29 protein-coding genes and 2 tRNA genes are annotated in these 26568 nt (G+C 42.0%); 17 read left to right on the top strand and 14 right to left on the bottom strand.

Going from position 1 to position 26568, the window contains the following annotated elements:
- The first annotated feature begins 55 nt into the window (after positions 1–55).
- Both Q9R24_RS09305 and Q9R24_RS09300 read left to right on the top strand, forming a co-directional pair.
- Positions 56–1210: a methionine aminotransferase gene (locus Q9R24_RS09305; protein ID WP_311204260.1), complete on the top strand. Its 1155-nt coding sequence runs from the start codon at positions 56–58 to the stop codon at positions 1208–1210.
- A 128-nt stretch (positions 1211–1338) separates the two neighbouring features.
- Complete coding sequence (locus Q9R24_RS09300; RefSeq protein ID WP_311204138.1) at positions 1339–2703, top strand: MATE family efflux transporter; 1365 nt, start codon at positions 1339–1341, stop codon at positions 2701–2703.
- Between the two features lie 116 nt (positions 2704–2819).
- Here Q9R24_RS09300 and Q9R24_RS09295 read toward each other — a convergent pair whose 3' ends face one another.
- Positions 2820–3668: an SDR family oxidoreductase gene (locus Q9R24_RS09295; RefSeq protein ID WP_148334837.1), complete on the bottom strand. Its 849-nt coding sequence runs from the start codon at positions 3666–3668 to the stop codon at positions 2820–2822.
- A gap of 223 nt (positions 3669–3891) precedes the next feature.
- On the opposite strand from Q9R24_RS09295, the gene Q9R24_RS09290 reads away from it, so the two are divergent.
- The 3 genes from Q9R24_RS09290 (at position 3892) to phoR (ending at position 6913) form a co-directional block, all read left to right on the top strand.
- On the top strand, positions 3892–4569 hold the full coding sequence (locus Q9R24_RS09290) for a TetR/AcrR family transcriptional regulator (RefSeq protein WP_311204137.1): 678 nt from the start codon (positions 3892–3894) through the stop codon (positions 4567–4569).
- A 249-nt stretch (positions 4570–4818) separates the two neighbouring features.
- Positions 4819–5529: a phosphate regulon transcriptional regulator PhoB gene (gene phoB / locus Q9R24_RS09285; RefSeq protein WP_004280972.1), complete on the top strand. Its 711-nt coding sequence runs from the start codon at positions 4819–4821 to the stop codon at positions 5527–5529.
- Between the two features lie 25 nt (positions 5530–5554).
- On the top strand, positions 5555–6913 hold the full coding sequence (gene phoR / locus Q9R24_RS09280) for a phosphate regulon sensor histidine kinase PhoR (RefSeq protein WP_005264642.1): 1359 nt from the start codon (positions 5555–5557) through the stop codon (positions 6911–6913).
- Positions 6914–6959: 46 nt separating this feature from the next.
- Here phoR and Q9R24_RS09275 read toward each other — a convergent pair whose 3' ends face one another.
- A complete protein-coding gene (locus Q9R24_RS09275; RefSeq protein WP_005265446.1) occupies positions 6960–7610 on the bottom strand; it encodes a glutathione S-transferase family protein in 651 nt (216 codons plus the stop codon).
- Between the two features lie 160 nt (positions 7611–7770).
- Positions 7771–8718, bottom strand: coding sequence for a pirin family protein (locus Q9R24_RS09270; RefSeq protein ID WP_243474743.1), 948 nt, complete (start codon positions 8716–8718; stop codon positions 7771–7773).
- A 499-nt stretch (positions 8719–9217) separates the two neighbouring features.
- On the opposite strand from Q9R24_RS09270, the gene Q9R24_RS09265 reads away from it, so the two are divergent.
- A complete protein-coding gene (locus Q9R24_RS09265) occupies positions 9218–10540 on the top strand; it encodes a GGDEF domain-containing protein (RefSeq protein WP_311204136.1) in 1323 nt (440 codons plus the stop codon).
- A gap of 190 nt (positions 10541–10730) precedes the next feature.
- Entirely contained in the window at positions 10731–11954 is a 1224-nt protein-coding gene (locus tag Q9R24_RS09260) for a GGDEF domain-containing protein (protein WP_311204135.1), read from the top strand.
- Between the two features lie 8 nt (positions 11955–11962).
- Here the strand turns inward: Q9R24_RS09260 and Q9R24_RS09255 are convergent, their stop codons facing one another.
- Together Q9R24_RS09255 and guaA are read right to left on the bottom strand one after the other, a co-directional pair.
- Positions 11963–12895 carry a restriction endonuclease gene (locus Q9R24_RS09255; protein WP_004280964.1) on the bottom strand — a complete coding sequence of 311 codons (933 nt, stop codon included), beginning with the start codon at positions 12893–12895 and terminating at the stop codon, positions 11963–11965.
- A 159-nt stretch (positions 12896–13054) separates the two neighbouring features.
- On the bottom strand, positions 13055–14623 hold the full coding sequence (gene guaA, locus Q9R24_RS09250; protein ID WP_005245345.1) for a glutamine-hydrolyzing GMP synthase: 1569 nt from the start codon (positions 14621–14623) through the stop codon (positions 13055–13057).
- Positions 14624–14967: 344 nt separating this feature from the next.
- On the opposite strand from guaA, the gene Q9R24_RS09245 reads away from it, so the two are divergent.
- A complete protein-coding gene (locus Q9R24_RS09245) occupies positions 14968–15606 on the top strand; it encodes a DedA family protein (protein WP_311204134.1) in 639 nt (212 codons plus the stop codon).
- A gap of 38 nt (positions 15607–15644) precedes the next feature.
- Here the strand turns inward: Q9R24_RS09245 and Q9R24_RS09240 are convergent, their stop codons facing one another.
- The 5 genes from Q9R24_RS09240 to Q9R24_RS09220 form a co-directional block, all read right to left on the bottom strand.
- A complete protein-coding gene (locus Q9R24_RS09240) occupies positions 15645–16238 on the bottom strand; it encodes a threonine transporter RhtB (protein WP_311204133.1) in 594 nt (197 codons plus the stop codon).
- A gap of 198 nt (positions 16239–16436) precedes the next feature.
- The gene (locus Q9R24_RS09235; protein WP_311204132.1) at positions 16437–16829 is read right to left on the bottom strand and encodes a hypothetical protein; all 393 of its coding nucleotides are present in this window, start codon (positions 16827–16829) and stop codon (positions 16437–16439) included.
- A 13-nt stretch (positions 16830–16842) separates the two neighbouring features.
- Complete coding sequence (locus Q9R24_RS09230; protein WP_005264624.1) at positions 16843–17679, bottom strand: ParA family protein; 837 nt, start codon at positions 17677–17679, stop codon at positions 16843–16845.
- A gap of 95 nt (positions 17680–17774) precedes the next feature.
- Positions 17775–18167, bottom strand: a complete 393-nt coding sequence (locus Q9R24_RS09225) for a SirB2 family protein (protein WP_005264623.1) — start codon at positions 18165–18167, stop codon at positions 17775–17777.
- 9 nt (positions 18168–18176) lie between these two features.
- Entirely contained in the window at positions 18177–18485 is a 309-nt protein-coding gene (locus tag Q9R24_RS09220; protein WP_311204131.1) for a BolA family protein, read from the bottom strand.
- Between the two features lie 233 nt (positions 18486–18718).
- Here Q9R24_RS09220 and Q9R24_RS09215 point away from each other — a divergent pair.
- Positions 18719–18791, top strand: a tRNA-Gly gene (locus Q9R24_RS09215).
- Between the two features lie 48 nt (positions 18792–18839).
- Positions 18840–18915 (top strand) — tRNA-Gly (locus Q9R24_RS09210).
- Positions 18916–19240: 325 nt separating this feature from the next.
- Here the strand turns inward: Q9R24_RS09210 and Q9R24_RS09205 are convergent.
- On the bottom strand, positions 19241–19468 hold the full coding sequence (locus Q9R24_RS09205; RefSeq protein WP_017482406.1) for a helix-turn-helix transcriptional regulator: 228 nt from the start codon (positions 19466–19468) through the stop codon (positions 19241–19243).
- 115 nt (positions 19469–19583) lie between these two features.
- On the opposite strand from Q9R24_RS09205, the gene Q9R24_RS09200 reads away from it, so the two are divergent.
- The 5 genes from Q9R24_RS09200 to Q9R24_RS09180 all read left to right on the top strand — a co-directional run bounded on the left by Q9R24_RS09200 (position 19584) and on the right by Q9R24_RS09180 (position 22631).
- A complete protein-coding gene (locus Q9R24_RS09200) occupies positions 19584–19793 on the top strand; it encodes a hypothetical protein (protein WP_000122748.1) in 210 nt (69 codons plus the stop codon).
- 19 nt (positions 19794–19812) lie between these two features.
- The gene (locus tag Q9R24_RS09195) at positions 19813–20994 is read left to right on the top strand and encodes a site-specific integrase (protein ID WP_005094618.1); all 1182 of its coding nucleotides are present in this window, start codon (positions 19813–19815) and stop codon (positions 20992–20994) included.
- On the top strand, positions 20987–21235 hold the full coding sequence (locus tag Q9R24_RS09190; RefSeq protein ID WP_114392537.1) for a hypothetical protein: 249 nt from the start codon (positions 20987–20989) through the stop codon (positions 21233–21235). Before Q9R24_RS09195 ends, Q9R24_RS09190 begins: the two co-directional genes overlap by 8 nt.
- A gap of 66 nt (positions 21236–21301) precedes the next feature.
- A complete protein-coding gene (locus Q9R24_RS09185; protein ID WP_311204130.1) occupies positions 21302–21868 on the top strand; it encodes a DUF1376 domain-containing protein in 567 nt (188 codons plus the stop codon).
- A 10-nt stretch (positions 21869–21878) separates the two neighbouring features.
- Positions 21879–22631, top strand: coding sequence for an ATP-binding protein (locus Q9R24_RS09180; protein WP_311204129.1), 753 nt, complete (start codon positions 21879–21881; stop codon positions 22629–22631).
- 39 nt (positions 22632–22670) lie between these two features.
- On the opposite strand, the gene Q9R24_RS09175 is transcribed toward Q9R24_RS09180, so the two are convergent.
- Positions 22671–22835 carry a hypothetical protein gene (locus Q9R24_RS09175; RefSeq protein WP_311204128.1) on the bottom strand — a complete coding sequence of 55 codons (165 nt, stop codon included), beginning with the start codon at positions 22833–22835 and terminating at the stop codon, positions 22671–22673.
- A 751-nt stretch (positions 22836–23586) separates the two neighbouring features.
- On the opposite strand from Q9R24_RS09175, the gene Q9R24_RS09170 reads away from it, so the two are divergent.
- Positions 23587–24021: a hypothetical protein gene (locus Q9R24_RS09170; protein WP_114392545.1), complete on the top strand. Its 435-nt coding sequence runs from the start codon at positions 23587–23589 to the stop codon at positions 24019–24021.
- 463 nt (positions 24022–24484) lie between these two features.
- Positions 24485–25015 (top strand): hypothetical protein, encoded by a 531-nt coding sequence (locus Q9R24_RS09165; protein WP_311204127.1) that lies wholly within the window; start codon positions 24485–24487, stop codon positions 25013–25015.
- Between the two features lie 231 nt (positions 25016–25246).
- Here Q9R24_RS09165 and Q9R24_RS09160 read toward each other — a convergent pair whose 3' ends face one another.
- Complete coding sequence (locus tag Q9R24_RS09160; protein WP_311204126.1) at positions 25247–25828, bottom strand: TerD family protein; 582 nt, start codon at positions 25826–25828, stop codon at positions 25247–25249.
- 12 nt (positions 25829–25840) lie between these two features.
- The gene (locus tag Q9R24_RS09155; protein WP_104795322.1) at positions 25841–26560 is read right to left on the bottom strand and encodes a TIGR00266 family protein; all 720 of its coding nucleotides are present in this window, start codon (positions 26558–26560) and stop codon (positions 25841–25843) included.
- Positions 26561–26568 lie beyond the last annotated feature (8 nt).

Genomic DNA, 26568 nt, shown 5'->3' with positions numbered 1-26568 from the left:
CTATACGGAACTTGCTGCTACACTCATTCAGATCTCATTCTTCAAGGCCAAGGACATGCTGGAACTCCCTTCTAAATTACCCGATTTGGGCGTGACCATTTTTAGTACCATGTCGGCCTTGGCACAAAAACTCGGAGCCTTGAATCTTTCTCAAGGATTTCCAGACTTTGCAGCGCCTCCTGCCTTGATTGAAGCTTTAAACCGGGCTAGCCAGAATGGATTTAACCAGTACGCTCCGGGAGATGGTCTGCCAGTCTTGCGAGGTCTAGTGGCAGATCTCTATCAGCAGCGTGATCAACTGATGATTGATCCTTTCGAGGAAATCACGATTACGCCTGGGGCCACGATTGCGATTTTTTGTGCCATTCAGGCCACAGTGCGCGCCGGTGAAGAAGTAATTATTTTCGACCCGAGCTATGACAGTTATGGCCCTGCGGTACAACTGGTCGGGGCAAAGCCAGTGCATATTGCTTTGCAGCATCCTGATTTTTCTGTGGACTGGAATCAGGTCAAAGATACCATTAATGACCGTACCCGCATGATTGTGGTGAATACGCCACATAACCCGAGTGGTAGTGTCTGGTCCAAGGCAGGCTGGCAGCAACTGATCGAGCTGATTCGCGAGCGCAATATTGTGGTGCTGTCCGATGAAGTCTACGAACATCTGGTTTTTGACGGCGTTCAGCACTATTCGGCCTGGTCATTTCCAGAACTTCGTGAGCGGAGTTTTGTGATTGGTTCTTTTGGTAAAACCTTCCATGTCACTGGCTGGAAAACCGGATTTTGTATTGCTGCACCCGCACTGATGAAAATGTTCAGACAGATTTATCAGTTTGCCAGTTTCTGTGGTGTGACGCCCGTTCAGGTTGCCTTGGCGGAATATATGCAACTGCATCCTGAGCATATACCTGAACTGTCCTCTTTCTATCAAAACAAACGGGATTTATTTAACTCATCCATTGAAACGTCACGCTTTAAATGGACACCTTCTCAAGGGACTTATTTCCAGAACTTAGATTATTCAGAGATTCGGCCTGAGCTCGATGATTTATCCATGTGCCATTTTCTGGCAGAACAACATGGGATTGTCGCGATTCCAGTCTCTGCGTTCTACCAGCATCCTCCTACAGATTTACGCTTGCTCAGGTTTTGCTTTGCAAAAAAAGAACAAACCTTGATCCAGGCAGGTCAAATTCTTTCAAAGGTTTAACTCATTTTTTAACTAAAAATCTCATAAAATAAATGCCTTAGTTACTTAAAAGCTAAGGCTTTTTCTTATATTCTGCCAAATAATAGCTGCATCAACAAATAGATGATAATTCAATCACAGGATGTCGCATGGCACAGCACTCACTGATTCATCAACAGAATTTATGGAAAGCCTTTCTGGTATTTCTGTTGCCATTAATTGCGACCAATATCCTGCAAAGTCTCTCCGGCACGATCAATACGGTTTTTGTGGGACAAATGCTCGGAGTGAATGCGATTGCTGCTGTTGCCGTTTTTTTCCCGATCCTGTTTTGTCTGATGGCCTTTGTGATTGGTTTATCGGCCGGCTCTACCGTATTGATTGGCCAGGCTTGGGGCGGGAAAAATATAGAAAAAGTGCGCTGTGTGGTCGGTTCAACTTTATTTATGACCTTGATTGGCGGCAGCTTGATTGCACTTTTTGGGGTAATTTTTGCTGAGAATATTCTCTTGGCGCTTGGCACAGATCCGGATGTGATGCATTTATCCTTGCCCTATGTGCAATGGATGCTGGTGGGTAGCCCCTTAATCTTTATCTATATTATTTATACTTCCATCTTGCGCGGTGTTGGGGATAGTACCACCCCCCTGTTTGCTTCCGCACTTACCATTGGGGTCGGGTTGGTGGTGACACCGGTACTGATTGCAGGTTATTTTGGCTTTCCTAAAATGGGTATAATCTCGCCGGCGATTGCCACCATTCTGGGAAATCTGGCGGTCCTGTTGTTTTTAATCCTGTATTTGAATTATAGGCAGCATCCGCTCAAACTCGACTGGGCCTTATTAAAAAATATTCGTCATCAACCACAGTTAAGCAGAATGATCTTGAAACTGGGGGTTCCTACTGGTGTGCAAATGGTCACCACTTCAGTTGCCGGACTGGTGATTGTCGGACTGGTGAACCGCTATGGTGCAGAAGCAACAGCGGCCTATGGCGCGGTCAATCAGGTCTTAAATTATATTCAATTTCCCGCTTTGTCAATTGCGATTGCCGCGTCTGTATTTGGTGCTCAAGCCATTGGCGCAGGTAAATCAGATCTGCTCAATAAAGTAACCCGGACTGCGCTGAGTATGAATATCCTGTTTACCGGCGGTCTGGTGATTCTGGCTTATTTGTTCTCCAAATATCTGATGGCCTTATTTATTACCGATCCTAAGGTTGTAGTACTGGGACAACAACTGCTATTTATTGTGCTGTGGTCAATCCTGTTTTTTGGTGCCAGTGCCATTTTTGCTTCAATCATGCGCTCGAGTGGTACGGTGACCGTGCCAATGTTAATCAACATTTTTGCCATTCTCTGTATTGAAGTTCCCGCCGCTTATCTGTTTAGCCGGTGGTGGGGTCTGGAAGGTATCTGGTATGCCTATGCGTTGGCCTTTGTCAGCCTGTGTATTTTGCAGGGAGTGTATTATCAGTTTGTCTGGAAGAAAAAAACGGTTGAAGCGTTGATTTAGATGGAGGTTTTTTACGTGCCTAAAGCATTACAGGAGTTAATACTCTCATTTGCAAAAAATTAGCCCCTATCACAGCGATAAAAAAACCCGCTTTCGCGGGTCTGTTTTGCATTTTTTTAAGCAGACTTTTTCTTCTTTTTACCAAACTGGGTCGCCAGTGCAGTGACATGCTGATAACCGGTCGGCAAGATCCGCTGAATCAGGTCAATTGCTTTGGCATCATTACCGATCAGCAGACGGCGCTTGTCTTTTTGTACCGCCTCCAGAATTTGACGAGCGGCTTCTGCAGGTGGACAACGCAATAATTTATTAAAATTACGGGCTGATTTTTCCGGATTCATACCTAAAGTCAGCAGGCTGTTATTCATTTTTGCAGCATTGGCAATATTGGTACGGATACCGCCCGGATGTACACACAGTGCACTCACCCCACAATTTTCCATATCCAGTTCCTGACGCAGGGATTCAGTAAAACCACGTACCGCAAACTTGGTCGCGTTATAAGCAGACTGGGTCGGTTGAGCAGTCAGACCAAACAGGCTGGAAATATTGATGATATGACCATCGCCGGTTTTCTTGATCAAAGGTAAGAATTCTTTGGTTCCGTAAACTACACCCCAGAAATTGATTCCGACAATCCATTCCAGTTCTTCATAAGATGCCCCTTCAACGGTTGAACCCAGTGCAACGCCGGCATTGTTAAAGATCATATTGACACTGCCATGATCCTGTTCGACCTGTGCCGCCCAATTACGCACCTGCTCCAATTCTGCTACGTTTACTTTCTGAATGGTGACACGGACATCACTTTCTTTGAGCAATTCGAGCGTTTGCGCCAGACCCTGTTCATTAATATCACTCAGAGCCAGATGACAACCCTGCTGAGCCAGTAATACCGCCAGTTGCTGACCAATACCTGAACCGGCCCCGGTAATCGCGGCAACTTTATTGTTAAAATTTTTCATTCAATTTCCTTATGTAAAGAACTGCCATTCCATGACAGCAGGATCTTGTTCTGTTGTTTCAGGAGCTAGCACAGATCCTCAATATAGTTTTGACAATATATATTGTCAATAATTATCCCATGTCCTTAGAGGCCAAATTTCAGGGCAGCATTTCCATATAGGTCTAAGCGAGATTTATTGCTAAGATATTCAAAATCTTCATGCAGATGAGCACACAGGCCTTATGACCGATTCGATCGACTCAGTAGCAAAATCACGACCCTCCAAAACCAAGGAGCGTCAGTTTAAAGGCCTGTCGATGGCTGAACGACAGCAGGCACGTCGTGAAAAACTGATCGAAGCCGGAATTGAAGCCTATGGCAGTTATGGTTTTTTTTCAGTTACCGTCAAAGATATCTGTAATGAAGCCAAACTAACCGAACGTTATTTTTATGAATCCTTCAAGAAAAGCGAAGATCTGTTTCAGACCATTTTCTTAAAACTGATTGATGAACTGCAACAGAATGTCATGCAGGCCATGATGCAGGCATCGACCGATCCGAAAAAAATGATCGAAGCCGGTTTGAGTGCGCTGCTCACTACCCTGCGTGACAATCCACGTATGGCACGGATCATTTATATCGATGCCATGCTGGTACAGGAGCTGCATAATCAGGCCACTATTCATGAAACCATGTCACGTTTCGACCGCATGATTCATGCCTTTGTCATGTTGATGATGCCTCAGTTAAATCGCAGCGAGCAGGAAATTTCCCTGGTGTCGACCGGTTTAAATGGCTATGTCACCCAAATTGCCATTCGTTGGGTGATGAGCGGTTTTAAGCATTCGCTTGAGGAAGTTTTATCGTCTTGTAGTGTGGTTTTTTTGGCGCTGCTCGAGTCATTTTCCGAGAAAAAATAGCTGTTAAATCCTGTGCTTAATAGGCTTTCCTGCATTTACCAGTGAGTTGAAGATTTATGCTGTACTACGGAAATGAGTAAAATTAATTTATGATTTTTTAACAAGTTTCTGCGCTATATTTGTCACAAATCTTTGCGAATTTCAGCAGTTTTTCCCTTTCTGCAATGATACTGTCATAATTAGTCTTTGTAATAAGCCTGTCATAAATATAAAACGGTTCACCGTTTACATGAAATAGGGTATTGCGTTGTGAAAGATGACTACATATTAATCGTCGATGACGAGCTCCCGATTCGGGAAATGATCCATACCTCTCTGGATATGGCCGGTTTTCAGTGCTTACAGGCAGAAGATGCCAAGCAGGCGCATCAGATGATTGTGGATCAGCGTCCGGCACTGATTTTGCTGGACTGGATGATGCCGGGTGGTGTCAGCGGTGTGGACCTGTGTCGTCGTCTGAAACGTGATGAAAGCCTGTCAGAAATTCCGGTGATCATGCTCACAGCGCGCGGTGAAGAAGACCACAAGGTACAAGGTCTGGATGCCGGTGCCGATGACTACATGACCAAACCATTCTCGACGCGGGAACTGGTCTCGCGGATTAAGGCGGTACTGCGCCGCGCCAATGCCCTAAGCGGTGAAAAAACCATTGATGCCAATGGCCTGATTCTGGATCCGGTCAGCCAGCGGGTGAATTTTGGTAATAACATTCTGGAAATGGGGCCGACTGAATACCGTTTGCTGGCATTCTTTATGACCCATCCGGAACGTGCCTATACCCGTGCGCAATTGCTGGATCAGGTGTGGGGCGGTAACGTCTATATTGAAGACCGGACCATCGATGTGCATATCCGCCGTTTGCGTAAAGTGCTGGAACCTTATGGTGTAGACCGTTTTGTACAGACCGTTCGCGGAACGGGCTATCGCTTTTCGACCCGTTCAGATGTCGCTTTAGGTTAATATCTTTTAAGGTAAATCTTGTTTTATGTATGAACCCTACCCTGTCCCCGAACTGGCACGCGAACATAAAAGAATCCGTTACAGCAGTTTATGGGATTTTGCGAAGCAGGATTTACGCTTACTGGCTTTTTTCCTGATTATCGCCAGCTTTATCGGTTTTGGGATTGGGTATTTCTGGATTTGTATCGTAATTGCCTTCGTGGCGTTCTTTGCGACCCAAATGCGTTCCTTATATCTGGTCAATGAATGGATTTCCAATCGCCCCTATGATGTTCCGCCTAATATTGGCGGAATTTGGGGTGCACTGCTTTTCAATGTTTATCGCGCCCAACGTCAGGAACGGATTGTTCAGGCAGAAATGGTCGAACTGATTGATCGTGCACAATCTTCGCTGGTGGCCTTGCAAGAAGCCGTGGTACTACTTGATGAAAACCAGCAGATTGAATGGTGGAATCCGGCAGCCGAACGTCTGCTCGGAATCTCCAGTGATGACCGTCGCCGTAATATCCTGACCTTGTTACGCCAACCAAGCTTTATCGAATACTATCACCATATTGATGAATCCCCGGACGGCCTGAAAATGCGTTCTTCGCTGTTTGAAGACCATTATGTGCAGGTCAAAATGACCCGTTTTGGCGGAGAAAGTCGGGTACTGGTCGCTTATGATGTGACCCGGATGCACAATCTGGAACAGATGCGAAAGGATTTTGTCGACAATATTTCACATGAACTGCGCACTCCTTTGACCGTACTCAGCGGTTATATTGAAACCTTTACCGATCAGGAAGATATTAATCCACGCTGGAAACGCGCTTTTGATCAGATGCAGTCGCAAACCCGACGCATGAATGCTCTGGTCAACGACCTGCTGCTGCTGTCACGTCTGGAAAATGATAAGAATATTGCCAAAAACCAGATCATTGAAATGCCGAGTCTGATGAACCAGCTATTCGATGATGCCCAGGCCTATAATATTGATTATGGTCATACCCTGAATCTGGACATTGACAGTCATTGCGATCTGATCGGTTCAGATATGGAACTGGCCAGCGCTTTTAGTAATCTGATCACCAATGCCATCAAGTACACGCCTAAAGGCGGTACCATCACCATCGGCTGGCATGATGACGGTGAATCGGCCTATTTTGTGGTGCAAGATAACGGCATCGGTATTGACCCCAAACATCTGCCACGACTGACTGAGCGTTTTTACCGCATCGATTCAGACCGCAGCCGCCGGACTGGTGGTACCGGTTTGGGATTGGCAATTGTTAAACATGTGCTGATGCAGCATCAGGCACATCTGGAAATTGAGTCCAAGGAAAACCAGGGTTCTACTTTTAAGGTAGTTTTCCCTAAAGAACGTCTCAGCTTTCCAGAGTAATATAACCATCAAAAAAGGTGCCATCGGCACCTTTTCTTTTAAGCGTTTAAGAGCTGATCTGTTTTTCTTTGGACAGTGCACGCGCATAGGCAGCACGTTGCGACACCCGTTTAAGATAGGCTTGAATCGCTGGATAGCTTTGACCCGTCCGGCTCTGCATGGCCTCCAAAGGAAAACTCATCTGAATATCGGCAAAACTGAAATGCCCGGCAAAATAATCATGCTCACTCAAATAGCTTTCCAGAAACTGGATATGATCTTTTAAACGGCTCTGTACAAATTGCTTTTTCACCCCATCACAGATTTTCTTGGCCACAGGTCGAATCAGCAAAGGCGTATGTTTAGGCACTGTGGTCATTACCAGTTGCATCACCAGCAGCGGCATTAACGAGCCTTCCGCATAATGCATCCAGTAACGGTACTGGGCCTTGTCGGCAATATCTTCTGGGCGAAACTGCTGCTTTTCATCATAAGTTTCCTGCAAATATTCCAGGATCGCCGCAGATTCTGCCAGTACCTGACCCTGATCGACCAGAATCGGGGCTTTGCCCAACGGATGGATCTGTTTTAAGGCCGGTGGCGCAGAAAGGTTGGGCTGACGTTTATAGTATTTAACCTCGTAATCCAGTCCTAATTCTTCCATGGCCCACAGGATACGAAATGATCGTGATTGTTCGAGATGATGTAAAACACGCATATTAGACTCATGATTTTATTGTTTTTGCCCACTGAGCATAGCAAAAAGCAGCAGACTCTAGCTCATTTTTTGATGACTGTAATGATATGTATCCTATGTTGCAGATTCATTATTTGAGTTCAACTCAGACAGCGTTCCATATTCCCATCATTTTTAGCATTTATCGGGAAGCCCGCATCTGGTCTGGAAATGCGGGCGCTTCTAAACGTGGTCCATCATAGGCAGGAATGGAACCAAAACGTTCATGACCTTCAATCCATTGTTCCCGCGCAATTTTAAGTTCCTCTGTCGTGCGCCCGACCAAATTCCACCACAGTAAAATCGGGCTTTCAAATGGCTCCCCACCAATCAATAGCACCCGGCTCCCGGCATGAACTTCAGCATTGACCTGCTGTAAGCCGGGCTCCAGGATCAGCATATTATCTTCATTTAGTTCATGGCCATTTATACTGGCCGTCCCCTCAAGCACCATAAAGCCATATTCAAATTTCGGATTCAGAGGCAAGCGCGCACTAGTACTTTGAGCTGCATACAGGTCTACTCCGAGTAGTTCGCTATGTACTTTAACCGGTGATCTCGTTTTTAAATATTCTCCGACCAGCACGGTAAATTCAATGCCTTGCTCATTGACGACCGGCAATTCAGGATAATGTTCAAAACCTGGTGCCATATTGATCTTGTCATCCGGCAAGGCAATCCATAACTGTGCTGCATGCATATGTGTCTCACTTTCAGGAGAGACTTCGGTATGTGAAATGCCATAACCCGAGGTCATCAGATTGACCTGCTTGGGACGAATCAACTGCTGATTTCCCAGACTGTCATTGTGCATCATGCTGCCTTCGATCATCCATGTAAAGGTCTGCAGACCAATGTGCGGATGTGGTCCGATATCCAGACCATCTCCTTGCGGGAAAATGGCCGGACCCGCATGATCCAGAAAACACCAGGCACCAATCATGCGCTTATGTCTGCTTGGCAAGGCACGTTTAATCACGGTGCCCTGTCCGATTTCCGCGCGACGTAAAGGAAACTCCTGAATAAACTGATTCACATACTTTTCACAATCATCGGAATTCGACAGTTCAATATCACTATTATTCGACATGGCTGAGCTTACCTCGGCATTTTCATTCTACTTTTGAGTGGGTGAGACATGCATTTGACCGATTCAAGATGCCTCTCTGTTCAGGACAATGTACAGGGTCTATGGGCAAAATCTATCCCTGGAAATATTTAGATACGTATAAAACTCCTCACTAGTCTCATTAATTTAAATCCTGAAAGGCAGATGGGATTTGTATCCAAAGCCCCCCAAAATTAAGTTTTAGCAAGGCAATCATGATTTAGGCACATGGCGTTATGAGTTTAAATAAACTGAAGATCAGGAATGTCATTTATGTTTCACGTGAAACGAATCCATAACAACCAAATATCCCAATGAATAAGATGATTATTCATGTATTTCAATCACTTTCAATTTTACAAAACACAAATTTTGTTACGTTTTAGCTTTAAAAACTTCCCGGATACCCAATTTTTGGGAGGTTATTTTTTACTCAACCACGGCATAATAGGCACCTATAAAAATAACACTGGACCAGGACATGTCTGCTCAGAATGAGAATATATATTCAACGGCGAATGTATCTTTTCAAAATTCGACGACCGATAAATCACTGAAATTATCTGAATGTGATCTGCAGAACCGTCAGCTGATTGAACAGGCGCTAACAGATCCTCATGCCCGTATTCCTGCCCCGTTTCAGCAGTATTTTCATGATTATGTCTATACGCATAGTCATCATAACTTGCGTCAAATTAACTATCTGGCGCAAATTGCCTTTTTACTGTATTTCTTTGCCGATATTCTGATTATTCCAGACATGTTTTTTATTTCTGGTCTGATGCGCGTCGTTCTGGTTCTGGGCGCCATGTTTTGCTGTTATTACCTGTTTAAAAAACATAAAAATATTCAGATTCTGGACAGAATCTTGCCGATAGGCACCACTGTGGCTGCAGCGGCCTGGATTGGCTTACTCGCGCTTTCAACCAGTCCCCATGTTGCCACCTATATTTACGCCTCTGCGATCTTTATTCTCATCGCCAATCTCTGTATACAGACCCAGTTTAAAGTCGCGGTCTATTGCTCCATCTTAATCGCCCTGTTTATCATGCTTGGGATATCCCAGTTCATGAGTGCTTCTCAAGCCTTTATTTTTAGCGTGGTCTTTAGTCCACTGTGGTTTTTTAGTATTTATATTAACTGGAATAATATTCTAAATGTGCGGCGTTCTTTTTTGCGCTCCCTGCTTGATGAATGGAACTATCAAACCTTAAAGAATCTGGCCCATACCGATGATTTGACCCAGCTCTACAACCGTCGCCATTTTGTCGATATGGCTGAACGCTCTATTCATCAATGGCCTAAACATGCCAGTAGCTGCCTGTTGATGTTTGATGTGGATCATTTTAAAAATATTAATGATAGCTATGGGCATGATGTCGGTGATCGGGTGCTACAACTGATTGCTGAGGTGACCCGTAAAGAAATGCGGCATAGCGATGTACTGGCACGTTTTGGTGGGGAGGAATTTATCGCCCTCCTAGAAGATACTCAGCTGCAAGACAGCTGGGTGATTGCAGAACGAATTCGTTGTGCAATTCAAAAGCAGTACATTTATGTCGAACCCAATCATGCCATCCGGTTCACCATTTCGATCGGTGTAGCAGAACTGGAATCCCATACCCAACCCCTGGAAGACCTGATCAAACAAGCCGATATTGCCTTGTATCAGGCCAAGAAGTCTGGCCGAAACCGGATTGAGGTCTATCATCCAGATATGCTGAATAAGCCCAAGCCTGCGACAGAAAATCCCTGGAATGTATTTAAGCCAGACACTCAACCAGCCCAGTCAACGGCGAATTAAAGCTGGATCATTAGTCTGTTCTATAAGCTAGGATCATCCTTAGAATGCACTAATCGGGGATTTCATTTTATAAAATAAATTTGATTCTTCCACTTTTAAAATATCCAACAAAAGAATAGAATATTTTTTATACAACTATATATAAATTTCATCTTATTCATTTTTATATATTTTAATTTGGGAAGGCTGCATGCCGCATGATAACGAAAAAGAATCACGTACCCTGATTCAGGAGGCTCTTCAAGATCCGCTTGTTCGTATTCCTGCGCCTCTAAAACCGGCCTACTATGCCCATCAAAAGAAGCTCACTTTAAAATACCTATTACAGGTCAATTTATTCGCACAGCTGGCATATGCCTCTTATACCCTCGCCGATATTCTGGTGCTGCATGATATTCTCAATTTGCTCATTTTGACCAAAATTAGCTATACCATTCTGATCGTACTGATCACGATCTGGATGTATCACTCTTACCGCAATTTACCTGTGTTTGATTTACTCTTACCTACCTCAATTATTGGCGCAAGTGCCATCTGGTTTTTTAATCTAAATCAGTCTGAAAGTGCTTATACCCTCATTTATCAATATGCCTCCTTGGTTTTTATTGTGTTGGCCAATTTATGTGTGCAGATCCGGTTCTGGCCGTCTTTGATTACTTCGAGTCTGATTACTTTGATGATTTACATCGGTGTATATTTCAATACTCGATCTGATCTGTACCAGATGTTTTTATTTTCCCTGATTTATCTACCAGTATTGACCTTCAGTCTATATATTAGCTGGAGCTCGACCTTAAAATCATGCATGGTATTCTTGCAGCATACCCTGAATCAATATAACCGGCAGGCCTTTGAAAATATGGCCCATACCGATTCCCTCACCGGCCTGAATAACCGTCGCTGTTTTGAATATCTCGCGCAACAACTGGTACAACAGAATTTTGATCAACCGGTACCTATGAATTTACTGGTATTTGATGTGGATCATTTTAAGCAGATTAATGATCGTTATGGTCATGATATCGGAGATCAGGTCTTACAGACGATTGCCCTGAGCACACGCAGTGAAATGCGACAGCATGATATTTTGGCACGCTATGGCGGTGAAGAATTTATTGCATTTTTACCCGAAACCTCTCTGGATGAAGCGCTAAAAGTTGCCGAGCGTTTAAGGCATAACATTGAAAATATTGTGATCGATCTAGACAGCCAGCATCGTTTCAGTTTTAGCATTTCGATTGGTGCTGCCATTCTGGAAAGCTGTGAAACAGATTTAATGACCCTGATTAAACAGGCCGATATTGCCTTATATCAGGCTAAAGCCAATGGACGGAATCGGGTTGAAGCTTATGATCCAGATCTGGAGCAAAGTTTAGCTGGGGAGCTGCAAAACTGGCAGGTTAAACCGGCTTAAATTACCCGTTAAAAATTATCTTCATCAAAACGATCTTGGTCGATTTTATAGATATGAAAACTACGTTCTATTTGTACACCTAAACCAAATTCAATCATTAAAGACGTCAGCTTATCGCCATCAATTAAAACAATACCGGATTTTCTTGCCGACTCAATGGCCTCTTTACTGAAACTTGACGTAGTAATGAATACACCCTTCTTAGCAACTTGATCGGCCAAAGCACCTTTAAACTGTTGAATGTCGGGACGACCAACAGTATCTTTCCAACGTTTCGCTTGGATGTAAATTTTATCTAGCCCTAATCGATCTTCACTAATTACACCATCAATTCCACCATCGTTGGTTTTACCAATCGCTTGAGCTGCATCTTGATGTGAACCGCCGTAGCCCATTGCCACCAGAAGATCGACAACCAGTCTTTCAAAAAATGAAGGAGATTTATCTTTTACCATCTGAAGCAAATCACTTTTCAAATCAGATTTTAATAATTCCGTTGTGTTCTGGATTGTTTCTTCTGGAGTCTGAGTTTCTTGGTAACTATTTAGGCTTTCAATAACTTGTAGATTCCCGATCCCAAACTCATCTTTATTTTTCTTTCCTAATTTAAAATCTGAAAATCCGTTGAACTGTGCTAAATATTCATTTGTTATAGCATCTAAACTTTTTAAATCAACCTGTCTACCCAAGCTACTAATCTCACAATATGCTCTCTTCGGTTGTTGAACTAAGCCCGCCTTAACTAAGTAGGTCTTTGCCCATGCCACTCTATCTTTAAATATATTTTTCCCGCTCGGAAGAATTTTATTTAAATCCTCTTCGTGTAAATTGGAACGTTCAGCTAGGATATTCGCAGCATCCGAAATTTTTATTGGCTCATTTAATTCTGATAATAATTTCATTAAAGGCAGCATTAATTGATCATAAGTAGGTAAAGGCATTTTTTAGCTTTTAAAGGTTTATTTTTATTCAGTATAAATCAAAAAAAGAGCGCCGAAGCGCTCTTTTTTATTAGGTTATATCTGATAAACCAGATACTGCCACGCGCATAGCGCTTGGCGTAATTTAGGCGGACAGCAGTGCTGTCCGAAACCCCTAAATTACTCCCATTCAATTGTTGCTGGTGGTTTAGACGATACGTCATACACAACACGAGAAACTTCAGCAATTTCATTCATGATACGGGTCGAGATCTTATCGACTAAATCATAAGGAAGATGCGCGAAACGAGCCGTCATAAAGTCCACGGTTTCTACCGCACGCAGTGCAATCACCCATGCATAACGACGGCCATCACCGACTACACCCACCGATTTTACTGGCTGGAATACTGCAAATGCTTGAGCAGTCTTGTCATACCAGCCGCTGGCACGCAGTTCCTGCATGAAAATGTCATCCGCAAGACGTAAAATGTCTGCATATTCTTTTTTCACTTCACCCAGGATACGCACACCAAGACCTGGGCCCGGGAATGGATGACGGTAGATCATGCTGTGTGGCAAGCCTAAAGTCGTACCCAATTTACGTACTTCATCTTTAAATAAGTCACGTAATGGTTCAACCAGTTCAAACGCTAGATCTGCTGGTAAACCACCCACATTATGGTGTGATTTAATCACATGCGCCTTACCCTGCTTGCTTGCAGCAGATTCAATCACGTCTGGATAAATCGTACCTTGTGCAAGGAATTTTACGCCATCTAATTTACGTGCTTCTTCAGCGAAGACAGCAATAAATTCACGGCCAATAATTTTACGTTTTGCTTCAGGATCAACTTCACCTGCAAGCGCAGTCAAGAAACGCTCTTCAGCATCAGCACGAATCACGCGGATACCCATGTTGTCAGCAAACATTTGCATCACTTGATCGCCTTCGTTCAAACGAAGCAAACCGTTGTCTACAAATACACAAGTTAGCTGATCACCGATCGCTTTATGCAACAGCGCTGCCACTACAGATGAATCCACACCACCAGAAAGTCCTAGTAATACTTTTTCATCACCAATCTGTTGGCGAAGCTGTTCTACACGTAGATCAATAATGTGTTCTGGCGTCCACAGACCGCGACAGCCACAAATTTGATGCACGAAGTTCGACAGTAATTCTGCACCTTTAGAAGTATGTGTCACTTCAGGATGGAACTGAATACCATAGAAACGGCGAGTTTCGTCAGAAACCATCGCAATTGGACAGCTTGGCGTCTGTGCAGTGATCTGGAAGCCTTCTGGAATACGGGCAACCTTGTCACCATGACTCATCCAGACATGCAGCTGGTTTTCACGGTCCTGTAAATTACCGATCAGCTTGTCACGTACAACAATATCTACTTCTGCATAGCCAAACTCATGCACAGTACCTGGCTCAACTTTACCGCCAAGTTGTTCGCACATGGTTTGCAGGCCATAACAAATACCCAATACCGGCACACCCAGCTCGAATACCACTTGCGGCGCACGCGGGCTGCCCTCAAGGTGAACGCTCTCAGGTCCACCAGACAAGATGATACCGTTTGGATTAAATGCACGAATGTCTTCTTCAGACATATCATAGGCATACATTTCAGAATATACACCAGCTTCACGGACACGACGTGCGATGAGCTGACTATATTGAGAACCGAAATCCAGAATCAGGATACGATCTTCAGTAATTTGAGTATTGGTAGTCATGACGAACAACTATGAAAGGCAAACGAAAGATAAGCGCCGTATTCTAACATTTTTCAGCGCATTAAGCACACAATTCGCATGAGGTATGCATTTAGTTGATTGCATTATATTTCTAGCACAACAAAGCATCCCTTCGGATGCCTTGTTTGATCTGTCATTTTTATATTTTTAAGCTCAAGATTTAATCCAATTAAGTCTATTTTTATAAAAATCTGAAGATAATATGTAAGAGAAATTTTGGCTCGATTGAAGATGAATGAAGCGTTAATTATTTTACTTTCTGGTACTGACTTTCATGCCCCGGGCTGTTAGGATTTGACCACACTTTTGCTTGTATTGGGCTCATGGAACTGATTGATTTTATCTTGCATGTTGATGATCACTTGCTTGAATTTATCACCAATTACGGGATCTGGATTTATGCCATTCTTTTCCTGATTATCTTTGTAGAAACAGGTCTGGTGGTGATGCCGTTCCTGCCTGGCGACAGCTTGCTATTTGCAGCAGGTGCACTGGCAGCCTCTACAGGTGCGATGGATCCATGGGTGCTGATTCTGCTCTTGTTTGTGGCGGCAGTATTGGGCGACACCCTAAATTACCATATTGGTAAATATATTGGTCCTCGGGTTTTCGAGATCGAATCGCGCTTTATCAATAAAAAACACTTATTGGCGACTCAGCAATTCTTTGCCAGACATGGTGGTAAGACCATTATTTTTGCGCGTTTTGTTCCTTTTGCCCGTACATTTGCACCCTTCGTCGCCGGTGCTGGCAGCATGAATTACAAATATTTCCTGACCTATAATGTGGTGGGTGCATTCGCCTGGATTGGCTCATTTGTCATTTTGGGCTATATGTTTGGCAATATGCCGATCGTCAAAGACAACTTCACCTATCTGATTTTTGGCATCATTATTTTAAGCGTATTGCCAGGTGTGATTGGCTTTATTCAACAAAAGCTCAAAAAAAGTAAAACAGCTTAAGAGCTTTTTACATTAAGATTTTTTTACAGCCTGTGCGTTTAATCCCAAAGCTTGATCAGGAGTGGGATCAGACAAAGCAGGACAAATAGAGCCGCGCCTTTATAAATAAGGCCGGCTTTTATTTTTTCAGATGGACTGGTCAAAATGGCTTGACCAAAGACCATCCAGAAAATCCCGACCGGAACGGTACTCAAGCTAAAGGCAGCAAAAACCAGAACGAAGTTGGTCGGGCTTTGCCAGGTTTCCATCGGTAAAATTCCAGAGGCCAACAATGCTGCTTTAGGATTTTTTAGGGTAGTTGTAAACATTTGCCAGGGGCGAATCTGCGGATGGGTCTTGCTGTAACGTTCTAACTGCTGAGCCTTATATAAATGCAAGGTCATCCAGCCCACACAGATGGTACTCAGCACGTAGACCAAGCCTTTAAAGTTTGGCCAGATCGGTGACGCCAGATGAATCAACAAGGCCCAGACATTAATGGCATAAAAATAACCGAGCAAAATGGCAGGAAGATAGAGACTGGTTTTGGCCTGCCCCTGCTGATGAGCAGAGCTGGCCACCAAGGCATTGGCGGGCCCTGGAACCATCAGCACAGCAATAAGTCCTAAAACAAATAACCAATTTTCAATCATCGCAATGAACTTTTCCGGGCCAAGGCTGTAGCTTAATCAATATGGGAGTGGGATAACAAGCTTATAAATTTCAGATTTATATACACTCTGGTCAATTTCCTGTGAGTTTTATCTTAATTTAAACCGCCCTATTCTTGGTGAAAGCAATAAAAAAATGCCGACCCGAAGTCAGCATTTATCCGTTTAATGTTGAATGATTTATTTAGGCGTCGCCTGCCGAACGATGATCGGACAGTTCTTATAACGCGCAGCCTGTACAATCGCTTCCTGCTCGCCTAAAAGCCGTGCCAGTTCAGTTCTTTTGGTATCAGATGACTGTCCCATATTAACTGAAACACTCGGGCCAATACCCCAACCACCGCGACTGCCCCAGCCACCGCCAAGACCAACGCCCACACCGACGCCAGTACGTTTCGGTGGCTCAACGCCATTGTCGATATACTGCTGAATACGGTTATATTCACCTTGTAGTTGCGAGCAACCCAAGGTCTGATAGAGGGTGGGCGACACATAAGTCGGTTTTACCGTCGTTGCACAGGCACTCAGTAATGCAAGTGCAGCAATACTCAGGGTTATTTTCACAAGTTTCATAGCTAACTCGATCTTAATTCTGCTCTATCTCATTGAACAACGATTGATAGGCCTGAGTCAATTTATGATCAGTAGCCAAATGAATCAAAGGCTGATTTTTCTGATGAGATTCTTTCATCAAGATTGATGGTGGCAACATACTATCAAGCACCGGTAAGCCTTCATCTTTGAGTTGTTGTACCACTTCACGCGGCAATTTGGCCTGTGCCTGAAACTGGTTGACGACAATGCCTTCAATTTCCAGCCCTTCATTATGATCATCTTGGGTTTCAATCACATTTTCAATCAGAGTCTGTAAGGCACGTTTAGAAAATACATCACAGTCGAAGGGAATCAGCACGCGGTTTGCCGCAATGAGTGCAGAAAGGGTAAAGAAATTAAACGCAGGTGGTGTATCAATAAACACCCGGTCATAATGTCCTGATAGCTGTTGTAAAGCATCTCTTAACTTGTAGATCTTGTGCTTGGACTCCAGTGCATGGGTCAATGCACCCAGCGTTGGACTGGCCGGAATAACATCCAGATGTTTAAAAGAGGATTGATGCACATAGCTTTCCAGGCCTTTACTTCGGCTTTTTAAGATCGAGCCAATGGCATTGCCGAGCAGGCCCTTGCTTTGCTGATTGCCGAGTACATCTTCAAAATAGTTTTCGATATTCGGTTCAAGTGCCGGCTTGTCGCTGGAATACGTCGCATCATCGCCTAACACATACTGGCTAGAATTGGCCTGCGGATCCAGGTCAATCAATAATGTTTTTAAGCCCTGATGTGCACTGATCGCTGCCAGATTGACAGTAATACTGGATTTGCCTACCCCACCCTTTTGATTAAATACCACACGTGTACGCATGTCCCCTCCTCACATTTTTAATTACTTTTACCACATTTGTATTTTTTAATTATTTGCATGGGCTGGCTGTGCTGATCATCACAGCCAGCTTACTTTTAGCCAAAATTCGGCTTGATCATCACCAAAGCCAGAATAGACACCAATGAAATCACAGCAATAACCAGGCCAGCACGACGCTGGGACAGCAAGATCGAATCATCTTTCTTATAGGCTTTGCCTAGAGAGGACACCAGTACCAAAAATAAAATAACTTTGGCATAGAACCAAGGCTGTACATCAAAGTCTTTGATGACGAGCGACACAATACCGGTCAGTGCAATCACCGTGATGGCTAAATGCTGTAAAGCGACTAGCGCTGTACGTGCCACCGGATTAGGTAAATTCCCTTGTGTACCGACAAACAAGGTCAAGGCACGGGCAAGAATGGCGACAATGGCCAGTCCTGCTGCCGACATATGAATAATCTTGACTAAAAGTTGGGTTTCCATCATGTCCTCTTAGTTTTTAGGTGAGTGTGCACAAGCAGGACTGGTCGTATCCTGACCTGCCCACTCTTCAGGCAAAAATGCATGAATAGCCAGTGCATGAATCTTGTCTTTTGACAGCAGATCACCTGCAGCAGCATAAACTTTCTGATGACGCTGGACTGGACGTAAACCGGCAAAAGCCTGACTCACAATCACGGTTTTAAAATGCGATTCTTTTCCCGGAAAATAACCGCCATGACCCGAAGATTCATTCACCACTTCCAAATGGGTTGGGGATAATTGCGCCAAACGGTCTTTCAGTTGTTGTTCTAAACTCATGGTCTGACTCCAATCTTCAAAAATATGGTCTCAGTATACCTTGTTCTGCCGAGTATTTCGGTAATCTGTTCAGATGCAATCCGTTGATTGTGGCGAAAATTTATTGATTTTTATATGAATATTGGTTATTTATTGTCTGGTCTACAGCATTTTGCTTTTATTTTATGCAATTGATGCAAGATTTTTAACAAAGGTGTTGACCACATTTTTGCATGCTGTATTATACACGGCATGCGGGAATAGCTCAGTTGGTAGAGCATAACCTTGCCAAGGTTGGGGTCGGGAGTTCGAGTCTCCTTTCCCGCTCAAAATTTTTTCATTTAGTTTTTTCATTTAAAAAACTTTATAGACTCCGCGGGAATAGCTCAGTTGGTAGAGCATAACCTTGCCAAGGTTGGGGTCGGGAGTTCGAGTCTCCTTTCCCGCTCCAGATTCAAAAAGCCCTCATCGAAAGATGGGGGCTTTTTTATTGTTGATTTTATTATATTTTTTGAAAATTCCCCTTCTTTTGTTATTCGATTAAATAAAAAATATTCTTAATGTAATTTGTATTTTGTGACCAAGATGTGACCATGGCGTGCCCACGACAATAAAAATGGTCTCAATTGACCTTAAATGTCCTCAATCGATCACCACTTTCAGAGCTTTTTTGAAGGCAAAAAATCACCCTGTTCTCTTCCAAACAAGGTGTTTTTTACCAAATGATCAATAATTTGTGACCATTTCACTTTTTGATGTGACCATTTGTGACCAAACTACTCACTAACAGGTTGTTCTTTATTATCTTTTTCAAAAACAAATAAATCTCCCACCTGTACATCTAAATAATCGCAAATACGATCGATAGTCTCCAAATCAATTCGAGTCAATTCGCCATTATAAAGCTTATGCAAAGTTGTTTTATTAATGCCTGTACCACGAATTAAGTCAGCTACACGCATTTTTCTTTCAGCCAACAATATTGGTAGCTTACAAATAACCATTAATTTTTCCTCTAATACAATGAAAATTTAATTGCATTTAATTAAATTTGAGGTTATTTTAGGTCTAAGGATGAAAAATTACTTACATCCGATGAATTACGCCAGGAATACAATTATGTCATATACCTATCTCACAGCCCAGCAACTGGCTGAAAAAATCCAGTACGACGCTCGTACCATTCGCAACCAGCTGAAGGACAGTGTCTTTATTGAAGGTGTTCACTACATCCGTCCTTTTGGTGGTCGAAAAATTCTTTTTGTTTGGGAACGCATTGAAACTGAAATGCTTAAATTCACCGGTTTAAGCATGGATGCCTTGCAATAAGGCTTAGGAGGTTTAACTGATGGCTACCATCCGGGAACGAAGTGGCAAACTGATTGCCGACTTTCGCTACATGGGCATTCGTTGTAGAGAGACAACTAATCTTGAAGACAATGCTTATAACCGACGCATTTTGAAAAAACGTCTCGAACAGCTTGAAGCTGAAATTACTTTGGGAACTTTTGAATACGAAAAGTACTTTCCAAAAAGTAACCGTGTTGAGGAGTTTAAGGAAAAAAGAAGTCAGCAAATTGCTGTACAGACCAAAGTTCCTCTTTTTAAAGAGTTTACTGAATTGTGGTTTAAGCAGAAACAAGTTGAGTGGAGAACCTCATACCAGCAAAAGGTTTCAATTGTGATCAAAAACTATTTGATTCCTGCTTTTGGTAATCAGGTTCTCTCGAAAATCAAGAAGTCAGACTTGCTGAACTTCCGTGCCTCTCTCGCCAAAGTGACACACGGAAAAGATCAAACAAGTCTGAAAGCATCGAGGATCAATCAAATCATGACGCCTTTACGTATGATACTCAATGATGCGGCTGAACGATACGAGTTTGAGTCGCCTTATAAAAATATTAACAATCTGAAGGAAAGCAAGATTGAAGTCACACCTTTTTCTCTGGAAGAGGTGCATAAAATTCTTACCACAGTGCGTGAAGACTTCCGCCCCTATTACACCATTCGCTTTTTTACGGGTATGCGTACCAGTGAAATCGATGGTCTGCAATGGAAAAATATCGACTTACAGCGTCGTGAAATCCATATCAGAGAAGCGTTAGTGAATGGTGTGCTTGGTGGAACCAAAACTTATGGTTCTGACCGCACGATCCAGATGAATGACCGCGTTTACCAAGCCTTTCTGCAGCAGAAAAGCTTAAATAATGGTAAATCAGAGTTTGTTTTCTGCAATCGTGATGGTGGACCTCTCGATTATCGTCTGGTGAATAAACGTGTCTGGCATCCGATCTTGCGCTTTCTAGGATTGAAGTCTAGAAGAGCCTATCAAACACGTCATACAGCAGCAACTCTTTGGCTGTCGGCAGGAGAAAATCCAGAATGGATCGCACGTCAATTGGGACATTCAACGACTGAAATGCTATTCCGGGTCTATAGCCGTTACATCCCCAATGTTACGCGCCGCGATGGCAGTGCATTTGAAGCCATGCTGGAAAAACTAAATACAGAGGAGCTTGCACATGAATAGTAAAGCTTTCTTTGGTGGTGTGGTCGTCAGCCCTGAAGCAGATATTGTCGCTCGTGAATTAATCCATGAGCTACACATTCCCAAACTGCACAATCTGGCCTTTTTGCTGGAAATCAATAAATGCTTCGATGATCACCAAGCATTAAGACTCTGGCTACAGCGAATGCTGGATGAAGGGCAAGCCCATTACGATGACTTGGCCCAACAGGCGCGCCTCCGGTTAATGAGTCTCGCTCACTAATAAAAAACATACAAGGTCATCCAATCGATGACCTTAGCCCCTCTATACCCATAAAAAGGTAAACCCATGCATAAAGATATTTCAATTTGGATGCCACTCTATATTGGCGATTTACAGGCAAAATTCGCACGAATGACCGCAGAACAAATCGGTGCAGCACTGCTGTTAATGATGGATTTCTGGAAAAATGGTGCCATTCCTCATGACCTAGCTACTGTATGTAGCATCACAAAATTATCGCAACATACTAAGGCTAAAACTTTGTTGAATACGCTAATAGCCTTGGAATTGTTTGAAATCGAGTCCGAACAGATTCATTCAAATTTTTTAACCAGTTTAAAAAGCCAGGCATTACAAAATCAGCAAATGAAATCTGATAAAGCTAAAAATGCAGCACAAGCACGCTGGAATAAATCCGCAAGTAATGCTCAAGCATCTAACAAGCAAATGCAAAAAAATGCTCAAGCATCCTCTGAGGATAGCTCAGGCATTGCTCCGACCAAGCTCAAGCAAAGCCCTTCATCTTCATCTTCATCTTCATCTTCATCTTCATCTTCATCTTCATCTTCATCTTCATCTTCAAATTTTGAAGAAAAAAATGAGAGTTTTTTAAAAAATTCAAAATGGATTTAGGAGAACAACCATGAACACCATGCTTAAAACGCTCCAAATTTGCGCAGAAGCAACAGAAACACTTTGCCCTACCCATCACCTACCCTTGATGGAAATTGCCGGTCACAGGCTCTGTAAATTGTGTGCCAAAGAAAAAGTCCATCACTCACATGCAGCCTATGAGAATGAACTGCAACAGCGATTGCTACAACAGAAAATTAAAAATTCAGGGCTCAGTAAACGTTACCTGGATCGTGGCTTCAGGAATTATGTAGTTGCATGTCCTGCACAAGACAATGCCGTCAAACTATGTCAGGCTTTTGCACAGCAGATTATTTCTGACCACAACCCGAACATGTTGATGATTGGTACACCAGGTACAGGTAAAACCCATCTGAGTGCATCAATCATTCGCAACATTATGCATAACAGTACAAAATCTGCACGCTACTATACCAGTGCAGAAATTGCTCAAAAAATGATGGACACCTGGTCAGATGCTTCACGCTCTGAAAAGGAAGTCATCGACCATTTCTCCAGTTTTGATTTATTAGTGATTGATGAATATGGCCTGCATGACCGGCATGAAAAACGTCTAGAAATGGTACATAAGGTTTTATATAGCCGTTATGACAGTATGAAGTCGACTCTGCTAATTTCCAATTTCACAGTCCAAAGTATGCAGCGGGATTTAGGTGTCCGATTATGGTCACGATTACATGAGAACAATTTGATTGTAGTGCCATGTTATTGGGATGATAAGCGTTTCAATAACGTTGATTAAATATCTTAAAAAGTTCAAATAAACCGCTTTTTTTATACCTTAGATTAGCATTTGAAGTGCAACACCATGTTGTTGCCATACTAACTGACTCGGACTTTTAAAGCCGAGTCTTTTTCTAGGACGCTGATTCAAACGTTGAGTGATTTGTGAGATATATTCATCTGTATAGATACTTAAATCACTGCCTTTTTTAATATATTGCATGATTAAGCCATTGGCATTCTCATTCGTGCCTCGTTCCCAGGCGCTATACGGATGATAATCCTCCCATAAATAACCGAAGTTAAAAGTAAAGGTTGAGCAGCATACTCATGCAGGCTGAATTCCTGGCCATTATCTGCGATAATCGTCTATAGCTGATCTTTGATCGGCTTAAGCAGGCTGATGATTGCTTGGCAAATTTCCTCAGCCTTTCGCGCGCTGCACTTCTTCAGCCATAAATAACCTGTATCGTGATCGACGATTGAAACCAAGGATTGTTGGTGATTTTACCAACAATCGTGTCTATTCCCAGGTCCCCAAAGCGAGTTCTCTGCTCAATCTCAGCAGATCTGTGGTGAATGCTTTTGCGGTTTGTCAGCTGACCACGATTCTCAATAGAGCCATATTTTTTCTTTCTTTGCTTTCTGGAATGGAGGTTGTGGAAGAGCACACCACCTTTGCTTTTATCCTGCTGTATAAACCTGTATATCTTTGTGCAACAGAGCCGAATCTAAGTAAACAATTAATTGCCATATACTTAATTATGAGAATATGGATTAATATCTATAAGTGAATGCCGTGTTTCACTTGGTTTAAATCTTGATAAGCTACCTATCGCGTCATTGAACTGAAAAAAGTCTAGCTGAGTACCAATTTCTTTGTTGAATAGTACATATATCTGTCAATATATACTACCTCTTCATACATAATGGAGGGTTATTTAACAACCAAATTATGAGAATTATGAGAAAAAATGAATATGAAATCTTTAAATAAAATCTTGCTTACATGTGTTCTAGTATCTCCAGTTACAGCTGTCTTTGCATATGATTCTCAAGAGGTAATTAACAGGGGGCATATGGAAACACAGCGTTTGGTAGAGCGACAAAGGCAGGATGCACAACGAGTTCAGGCGATTCAGGCTCAACGTAGAGATGAAAATCAGATGCGCGAAAGGGAAAATAAACGTCAAATGGAAAAATCAAGACAACAGGCTCTCAACCGCAAGCCAGTAACGGAAGCAGGAATGAAAAAAGGCTTAAAAGATCTTGGTGACTTGATTACTTCGGATCAAGCAAAAGATGTAATGACTTATATGAATAATTTAAAACCAGATCCTTATGAACAAATCCAAGAGGATCCTGTAAATATGGATGGTTTTTATTTCGATCCAAACCCACAGCGATAAACTCTTGGTCAGATACTTCAAGCTCTGAAAAATAATTAATCGACCAGTTTTTTAATTTTGACTTATTTGTGATTGATGAATATGGCCTGTGTGACCGGCATGAGAAACATTTTAAAATGATACATTAGGTTTTAGATAGCCGTTATAAAAACATGAAATCTACGCTGCTTATTTGCAATTTCACAGTTTAAAATATGTAGCGTAATTTAAATTTGGGGTTTTATTATGGTAGTAGCTATATGAAAAAAATTTGATGGTAATGCAGTATTGTTTAGATAATAATAATACGGCTTATTTAATTTAGTTCCTCGCCCTAAAGGGTTTCAGGCTATTTAATTCAAAATGAGTTGAGATAATCAGCTTTCATTCTCTTATAATTTTGATTTGATATACACATATTCAGAATCAAATGATATCAAGAATATCAAGTTGCTTTCCATTCCAATAATAGAGTAAATAAGATATGCATAAAGTTTTATTAATCTTAGCATCAACTTTTATATTAACTTCTTGTGCCAAAAAAGCAGATGACCCAGCTGTTCAGTTTGATGAAGATATTTACTCTAAAGTAGATACTAGTGATAGTAAACAAAATCCTAATTATCCCGAGCAACCTTTACCCAATACAGGTGACACAGATAACCCAGATTTAAATGGTATAGCACCTCTAGAAATTAAGGCTTCTTCTGGAGCTAATTATTGGATAAAAATTGATGAAGCAAATACAAATCAGCATGTAGTCAGCTATTTTATTCGATCTGGAGAAACCTTAAACGTTCAAATGCCTTTAGGAAGTTATAGTATTAAATATGCAACTGGTCAAAAATGGTATGGTCCAGAATATTTATTTGGGGATGATACAGCTTACTCAAAAGCAGATGATGTATTTCATTTTGAGTCAAATGGATATGAAACTAATGGCTATACTATAGAGTTAATTATGCAAGAAAATGGTAATTTACAGACTGAAAATATTGACAAAGGCCAATTCTAGATTTTTTTGACTCAATATTTTAATCTAGAATCTGTAATCAATTAACTTAAGAAAACCTAATTTTTTTAGCTTAGATAGGAATAAGCTTACTCGCATTAAAACTTTTGTGTTCTCAAAAATTTTTTTAATCGTTTTTAAATTAATAAAATTAATTAGGTTTGTTTTACTTTGCAAAAACTTGATAAACCGTGTATTCGATTTATCAAGTCACTTTAATACCTTTAAAATACTTTATAAAATAGGTAGAATTGAAGGAACCATATCCTGAATTGTCTTTCCATTACAAGTTTCACCTAATGCTGACATTTTCCATGCACCATTGTGACGATAAACTTTAGCAATAATTAAAGCCGTGTAATTACCTTTTGCTGAAAGATTATATTTTGCAATTTCAACATTCGTTGTAGCATCTACAACACGACAAAAAGCATTTTCAACTTTTTCAAAAGTTTGACCACGGAAACTACTGATTGTAAATACAATTGATTTAACTTGGGCAGGGACTTTAGTCAGATCTACATGAATTGATTCATCATCACCATCGCCATCACCGGTAAGATTGTCACCAGAATGTTTGATACTGCCATCCCGGCTCTGTAGTTGACCGAACCAAATACTATCTAAGGCTTTGTTATTCTCATCAAACATGATTGCAGAGGCATCAAGATCGATCGAATCACCACCACTAAACATGCCAAAAAGGCCACCTTTCTTTGCGACATCCCAACCTGCTCCAAGAAATATTTTAGTTAAAGATGAACCATCACCTTTCTCTAAAGAAATTTTTTGACCCTTTACTAAACTAATGCCCATTTATAATTTTCCTCAGTTTGAATTTGAATTGCTACGACCTAAAGCCGTAGCTAACCACTGTAAATAACTCGCACGATTACGTGAACATACAATGACTTTACCATGTCCACGGAACTTAATTACTAATCCTTCTCCACTCGTCAAGCTATTAACAATATTGCCAACAAAGCCACTACCTGAACTTGGAATGCCAATATTATAATTTAAGGATGCATCCCATGCCGCTACATGACCATTATCAATCGTTACTTCACCCTGCTCTGGTGTAATTTCTAGCTCAAGTAAAGTTCCACTGCCAGAAATACAAACTTTACCCTGCCCACTGGTTTCCATGACCACAAAACCTCCCGTGCCCCCAAACAATGCGCCGCCAATATTACTTTGGACTTTTGCTTTAATCATGGTATGTTCAGTCGCTGCAACAAAAGAGCCATCAGATAAAATATACTGTCGTTGACCAACCTCAAGAATCTGCATATCACCATCTAAATTCGGTGATAATAGACACTCTCCTGCCCCTTTAACGGCTTTAATTTGCTGTTGAAACAGAGACTCTCCAGAAGTGAATTTACGCATAAATGCTTGAAAAATTCCCCCACGTAATTTACCGCCAACTTCAAGATTCTGTTCAACCATCACCATGGCATCAGATTCACAATAGATTGCTTCACCTTGCTTCATACTGACATGTAAAAAGGGTTCTGGACTGCCTACAAGATTAAATTCTGCCATTACATTTA

Source organism: Acinetobacter sp. RRD8 (assembly GCF_031844225.1).
GTDB lineage: Bacteria > Pseudomonadota > Gammaproteobacteria > Pseudomonadales > Moraxellaceae > Acinetobacter.
Note: the sequence above shows the minus strand (reverse complement) of the source record. Positions and strands in the feature narration are given on the sequence as shown.